The organism is Methanoregula sp. (assembly GCF_002835825.1).
Taxonomy (GTDB): Archaea; Halobacteriota; Methanomicrobia; order Methanomicrobiales; family Methanospirillaceae; genus Methanoregula.
Window position 1 is genome coordinate 1 of the sequence record NZ_PIZH01000289.1, and the last position, 2,784, is coordinate 2,784.

At 56.3% G+C, this 2,784-nt stretch carries 3 protein-coding genes; 1 reads left to right on the forward strand and 2 read right to left on the reverse strand.

Annotated elements, in window-relative coordinates:
* Positions 1-54: 54 nt before the first annotated feature.
* Positions 55-402 carry a HEAT repeat domain-containing protein gene (locus CW742_RS09945; RefSeq protein ID WP_292419863.1) on the reverse strand — a complete coding sequence of 116 codons (348 nt, stop codon included), beginning with the start codon at positions 400-402 and terminating at the stop codon, positions 55-57.
* 368 nt (positions 403-770) lie between these two features.
* On the opposite strand from CW742_RS09945, the gene CW742_RS09950 reads away from it, so the two are divergent.
* The gene (locus CW742_RS09950) at positions 771-2,027 is read left to right on the forward strand and encodes a PAS domain-containing protein (protein ID WP_292419865.1); all 1,257 of its coding nucleotides are present in this window, start codon (positions 771-773) and stop codon (positions 2,025-2,027) included.
* 63 nt (positions 2,028-2,090) lie between these two features.
* On the opposite strand, the gene CW742_RS09955 is transcribed toward CW742_RS09950, so the two are convergent.
* On the reverse strand, positions 2,091-2,273 hold the full coding sequence (locus tag CW742_RS09955; RefSeq protein ID WP_292419868.1) for a YHS domain-containing protein: 183 nt from the start codon (positions 2,271-2,273) through the stop codon (positions 2,091-2,093).
* Positions 2,274-2,784 lie beyond the last annotated feature (511 nt).

Sequence of the window (2,784 nt, forward strand, 5' to 3'; positions counted from 1 at the left end):
CGGTCTCGGTTCCGGGAACGCGCCGGCAGAGATCGCACCGGCGCTACTTTCCTCTCATAAAGAGTGTGCACTGGCCTGGTCGAGTTTCAGTCTTGTCAGCGCCTCATCTGCAACAAGGAGGATCATACAGTGCTCGCAACTGCGTGCCGGCGGGATGCCCGCTGATTGCGGTGAGCGGATCCTGGCAAGCGACCGTGCGGCAACCAGCCGCAGGTCGCTGTCCCACCCGGCCAGGAGTGGCTGGAGGAACCTGGCGGAGTGAGGATCCCCCAGAGCCCCGAGCATCTCGGCAGCTATAACCCGCACCCACTTGTCGTTGTCATCGAGCCCGCTGATCAGGTATTCAGCCAGCGGCTGCCGGAATTTGCGAACGGCCGTCAGCGATACCATCCGGGAATCCATCGTCCTTCCCGTAGTCTGTTCCCTGATTCCATCCATATTGTTACGCACCGACCCTGTCGGGGGTCAGTCATCCGTTCTCTGTGAAGGATTCTTCAATATTTGCCCGGCGTTTCCGCAAGACAGGTGTGCTGTGGCGGTCTGCCATGCACTCAAGAGCTGCACGAGAAAAAGAGATGCGTCGTATCTGATGAGAATGTGTCCAGGAAAAGAGAATGATATCCGCTTTTATCGGACGGCGTCCATTGTGCGCCAAATATTGAGAGGAGAGTATATCTACTACCGCATATGCACAATACAGATATATGGGAGTTCTGGATTCTGAAAAAGTTGACAGGATCAAGAGAATCCTCAAGTGGCACCCGCGGGGAATGACCATATCGGACCTTGCGTCCGACATGAAGATGAACCGCAACCTGGTTGCCAAGTATCTCGACATGCTCCTTGTTTCAGGACAGGTCGAGATGCAGGTTGTGGGTGCGGCAAAAGTCTACTTCGTCTCCCGGCGGGTGCCCATCTCTGCTCTCCTCGAATTTTCCAAGGACCCGGTCATCGTGACCGGCAGTGACCGGAAGATCCTCCAGGTCAACGAACCCGTAATAACCCTGACCGGCATGCCCCGTGACACGCTTCTCCACCACCTTCCTGAAGAGATAGACAATCCCTTTTTCCAGCTTATCTGTTCCAGCGGGGAGTCGCGCGATCCCCATGCAAAGGGGGAGCATGTCTGCGATCTCAGTTGCATAATCCATAGCGATGAATTCCATTTCCGGATCAAGCAGGTACCAACGGCGTTCGAGGACGGAAGCGACGGCTTCACGTTCATTGCCGAGGACGTAACCGGACGCAAAAAATACGAGGAGATGCTTCAGATTAGCGAGGCGCGGTACCGGGGAATCGTCCAGTCCATCGGCGAAGCCATCATCGGGAGTTCCCCGGAAGGATTGATCACCAGCTGGAATAAGGCAGCGGAGCGGCTGTACGGGTTTACGGATGGGGAAGTCCTCTCAAAACCCATCACGGATCTTCTGAGCGGGACGTCACGGGATAACCTGATTGCCATTCTCGGGCAGGTGGCACGCGGGGAGACAGTCCGCCGGCGGGAGATGCGGATGACCACGCGGGGAGGCCGGGTGCTCGATGTCCTGCTCTCGATATCTCCCGTAATCGGGGAGAACGGGGCGATCCTGGGAACATCCGCTATCGTGCAGGACATCACCGGCGAGAAGATGGAGCAATACCTGCGCCAGCACGAGGACCAGTACCGCACCCTGGTGGAAGACTTAAATGTCGGGATCTACCGGAGTACCGGGGACCCCCGCGGAAGGTTCGTCTGGGGAAACACGGCCCTCCTCAATATCCTTGGATACCAGTCCATCTCCGACCTTCGCGATATCCCGGTTGCCGAGATCTTCAACCAGCCGGACGGGCGGCGCGAGCTGCTCGATGACCTCAGGAAAAACCGGTTTGTGAAGAACCGGATGCTTGACCTGAAAAAACCCGACGGGACGCAGTTCTCCGTCAACGTCACGGCACTCGCGGAATTTGACGAAAACGGAAATGTCGTTTTCATCAACGGGATCGTCCAGGACATATCCCACATTATCCTGCAGAATTCCGGTCGCTGAAAGGAACCTGCTGTTCCTCCTGGCCGGGATAGTCCGGGTCTGACTGGAGGAAAATACCGTGCTTCAGTCGCACTCACCCAGGTTTACCGTCACATTCGCCGCAATCCGGGTATATCGCCGGGGATTCTCTTCAAACTGCTTCCTGCAGTAATTGCAGCAGAAGTAATACTTCTGGTCCCGGTATGATGCGGTGAAACGGGCGTTCTCTTCCTCAACGATTGCCAGACAGACGGGATCGGTTGCCATGGAGGATCACTCTTCTGTACCTGATCCGGGTTTGCTGCCAAATAATCCCTTGCACCCATCGTTTCCGGAACAGATGCCGGAATCATGCGCTGAGGCAGATTCCAACACCCGATTTACTATCCGCATCACATAGTGCCGTTACCACCACCTGGGACCGGATCCCCGTCGGCGGGCTCTCTCTTCTCCCGGCTCAGCCTGAACGTGCTGCGCTTCTATGAATTGTGCGGGTTGCTAATTGTGGCAGAAAAGATCCCGGTTCTGATCATATCGGTATCATATTGGGACCCGGATCGCGCGGGGAGTACCTGGTAAAACGCTTTTTGCCAGAGATTCCCGCCAAACGAGATCGGAAGGTTCCTTGAGGTAACAATTTGGCGGGACACTGCCATGAAGGCTGGAACCGGAGCCGGATTCTGTTCTTGAGGCAAATCTCCTCGCTGAACTCCAGATCCTCGTCGATATTGAAATCCACCGGCCTACGCTGTGACTGCCGGGGAGGCCTCCCGGCAAC

Excerpts from the sequence above, each read along its gene's own strand:
- CW742_RS09950 (WP_292419865.1), top strand. The coding sequence starts at position 771 with ATGACCATATCGGACCTTGCGTCCGACATGAAGATGAACCGCAACCTG.
- CW742_RS09955 (WP_292419868.1), bottom strand. The coding sequence starts at position 2,273 with ATGGCAACCGATCCCGTCTGTCTGGCAATCGTTGAGGAAGAGAACGCC.
- CW742_RS09945 (WP_292419863.1), bottom strand. The coding sequence starts at position 402 with ATGGATTCCCGGATGGTATCGCTGACGGCCGTTCGCAAATTCCGGCAG.